Raw genomic sequence first — 3,608 nt, forward strand, 5'->3', positions numbered from 1 at the left:
TCGCGGACCAACTGTTCGACCTCCTTCTTCTCCTCCTCTACTTCGGTCCTGTCCATGCAGACCTGGAGGATAGACTGGAGTTTTCCGTCTTCGTCCAGGAAGGGGATGTTATGGAGGTCTATGGTCTTGGTGCCTGTCGGCATTTCGATGGTTGCCTCAGCGAAGTTGCGGGACTTCGTCCTGATGCACTCCCTGATCCCTTCTCCCCTTGTTATGGTGGCCTTGAAGTCGCTCATTTTAATGGTGACAAGGGTTTCGTGCGGGATGCCGCTCATTTCGACAAAGGCGTCATTGTGGTCGAGGACGTTCAGGGCCGGGTCCATGAAGAGCATCGGGGCCGGGTTCAGGTAGATCGCGTCCTTGAAGTTCTTGAGGTCATGGGCATCATGTACCCTCTTCTTCTCCGTCTCCGCCATCTTTATGAGGCATGCCTTGAGGGGCTCTATCAATGGCTTAATGGCCTTTTCGACATCTTTCTCATCGATGGTGCGGGAGAAATCCCCCTCTGAAGCACATTCCAGTATTTCGATAATTTCCTTGATATCGGACATTGCGATTCCTTCTGGTCTTTTTACGCCCCGTTTGTGTGCGATACGCTGAAAATGATAGGGTGCGATCTCTGGACCCGACAATCAGCCGGTGTGCGCATCAGTTCGGGGTGTCAGGTACGTACTTGCGTGTACTTATATATATTATTTTTTAATTTTGAATATTGGCAATTGTTTAATTTCTTTACTTATCCTCAAAAAATATATCTTATTTTGAATTATGTTCCACTTATGGTTACCATCTCCCGCCGCAGTCTGCCTCAGACCGCGGCGGTAAGGTTCCCGAGGACCTTGGTCATGTCGATCCAGATCACCAGGCCCTTGGCCCCGGCGTCGTCGCCCCCGTCTTCACCGATCTTGATGATCCCCTTCACAAATGCCTCGTGACAGAGCGTTGCGTCCATCGTCTCCACGTCGTCCTCGGAGACCTGCATCACCGAATGGACGTCGTCAACGATGATCCCGAGGTTGGATCCTCCCGCGACCTCGGGGACGAGGACGATGATCTTCCTGTTCATCACCTCTCCCCTGTCGGGGAGCTGGAGGAGGGTGTTGAGGTTGATGATGTTCGTGATCTCGCCCCTCAGGTTGATGATCCCGGCAATATAGGGGGGTGCGAGGGGTACCGGGGTGATCGGGATCATCTCCACGATCTCCCGTGCCATGAGGATGTCGAGGGCGTACCTGGTGCCGCCGATCTCGAACTCCACGACGTCGATGGTCTTTACCACGGTCTATCCCCACCTTCAGACTTTGAATCTGTCCATCTGCTTTTCGAGATCGGCCGCCAGTTCGTGGAGTTCGTGAGTGGCGCTGTTGATCTCCTGGGTCGAGGCGCTCGTCTCCTCTGCCAGGGCGGCCAGATCCTCGATCTGTTCGAGGCTCGATCTCGTCAGGCTGTTGCCGTCCTCGACGATCTGGACGACAGCATTGCTCGTGTTCGCCTGGTCCTCAATGGCCTTGGCGATCTCGCCCATGTCATGGGTCACCGAGACCGCGCCCTCGACGATCCGGTTCAGGGCGACGATCGCCTTGTTCACGCTCTCGACGCTTGCCGAGATCTCGGTGTTCGCCGAACTGATGTTCGAGGCGGTCTTCTCGCTCTTCCCCTGGATGGATGTGATGAGGTTCTCGATGTCGTTCGTCGCCTTCTTCGACTCGCCTGCAAGATTCCTCACTTCGCCCGCGACGACGGCGAAGCCGCGGCCGTGCTCGCCCGCCCGTGCCGCTTCGATCGCGGCATTGAGGGCGAGGAGGTTCGTCTGGTTCGAGATGTCGGTGATGAGCTTCACGATCTTATCGATCTCGTGGATCTCCTGGTTGAGCTGGGTGATGTTGATCACGCTCTCGTTGGCGATCTTTTCAACGACCGTGATCTTCGTGTTGGCCTCCTTGCCGAGTTTCTCCGCGTCCCTGCCCACCTCGGCGACATTCTGCGCCCTTTCGAGGACTTCCTGTGAGGTGCTGGCGATCTCTTCGTTCGAGGCAGAGAGGTCGCTGAACTTCTGGGTGATCTCCTCCATCTTGGTGAGGGTCTTCTTGCCAAGGTCGGCGCACCTCTGGCTGGTGAGGGCCACCTGCTCGGCTGCCTTGGCGATCTGGTCGCCGCCCTTGCTCGCTTCGAGGGTGCCGAGCTGGACCTGTTCGGCTGCCTGCTTGACCCGCCTGAACGCGCCGCTGCCATTGACCGATATCTGGTTCAAGGAGTCTTTGAAGCGCTTGAATTCTCCGGAAACCTCGATGTCGCCGGAGAACGTCTTCGTGTAGTCGCCGTCGGCGATGGCCGCCGAGACCCGCATCCCCTCGTCCAGAGGTTTGTGAATGGCGTCGAGGAGGCCGTTGACTCCGGAGACCACCTCGGCGAAGGAGCCCCGGTGACGGGAGACATCGGCCCTGACAGAGAGTTTCCCTTCCTGACCTGCCTGTGCGAGCATCTCGACATCCCTGACCAGGGCTGCAAGGCCCTCGCCCATCCCGATCAGTGCCGGGAGCATCCTGTCGTTCTCTGACCGCTTCCCGACCTTCTTGAGTTCCTCGCGGTCGGAGAGGTCGCCCTGTGCGATGTTGGTGGCGACCCTGAGGACGACGAGGAGGCGCTCGCGGACGGTGTTCACTGCGTCGGCGATGTCGGCATAGACGCCGACCGGTTGCCCCTCGACTTTTTTCGTGTAGTCATTTGCGGCGATCCGCTGGAGGACGGCATTGCAGTCCTTGAGGGACTCAAGCCCATCGACACAGCAGTTGATGCTCTCCTTCAGCTTCTTGAAGTCCCCCTTGTAATCGGCTGTGATCTTCTCCGGGATCTCGCCCCGCCCGATCTGGTCGATCACGGCGATAGTCGGCGGGAGGGGTTCGATGATCGCGTCGATGATCTCGTTGACACCTTTCGCGATCTGGAGGAGTTCGCCCTCACCGTCGAGTTTTGCCCTGACTGAGAGGTTTCCGTTTCTGATCCCGTCGGCCACGCCGAGGAGGTCCTTGATCATCCTGACTTCACCTGTGACGTCGGGGAAGTACTCGACGGCCCCGATGATCGTGCCGCTGCCGTCCCTGTACGGGGCGCCGGTGCACTTGATCACCCGTCCGTCCCCGAGGTCGTTGGTGATGGTGTTGGTCTGCCCCTCCTTCATCGCAACATGGCAGGGGCAGTCCTTTGAGTTGCAGAGGCCTGTCCTGTAGAGGTCATAGCAGGTTTTGCCGATGCATTCGTCCTGCTTTTTCCCGAGGAGGTCTGCGGCCGCCCTGTTGATGTAGAGGACGTTGAAGTCGGTGTCGATGATATGGGCCGGGAGGGGGATCTGGTCCATGCCCGCGGCCAGATTCTCGTTTTTCCTGATCTCCTTCTCCAGTCTGGTGATCTTTTTCTGACATTCTTCGATGGTGGGTTCTTTCTCTGGCATGATGATCTCCTGTCTGCTTTTTGCTCTGGAGGGCGATTCTCGCCATATCCCATCACCGGAGGGTGCCGTGTGTGCATGGGGTCAGACATCGGGCTTCGGTCGGTCTCGGACCGTCGCACTCCGGGATAGGTGATCATCTACTCGGTATGTTATTTAAAGA

General features: G+C 57.6%; 3 protein-coding genes. All 3 read right to left on the bottom strand.

What is annotated here, in order from left to right:
* A partial coding sequence (locus PHP59_RS11925) for a PAS domain-containing protein (protein WP_300167283.1) occupies nucleotides 1-551 on the bottom strand: 551 nt, incomplete at its 3' end.
* Between the two features lie 257 nt (nucleotides 552-808).
* Nucleotides 809-1,279 carry a chemotaxis protein CheW gene (locus PHP59_RS11930; protein WP_300167285.1) on the bottom strand — a complete coding sequence of 157 codons (471 nt, stop codon included), beginning with the start codon at nucleotides 1,277-1,279 and terminating at the stop codon, nucleotides 809-811.
* Between the two features lie 15 nt (nucleotides 1,280-1,294).
* The gene (locus PHP59_RS11935; RefSeq protein WP_300167287.1) at nucleotides 1,295-3,448 is read right to left on the bottom strand and encodes a methyl-accepting chemotaxis protein; all 2,154 of its coding nucleotides are present in this window, start codon (nucleotides 3,446-3,448) and stop codon (nucleotides 1,295-1,297) included.
* Nucleotides 3,449-3,608 lie beyond the last annotated feature (160 nt).

Origin of the sequence: Methanofollis sp. (assembly GCF_028702905.1) — an archaeon.
Classification (GTDB): Archaea; Halobacteriota; Methanomicrobia; order Methanomicrobiales; family Methanofollaceae; genus Methanofollis.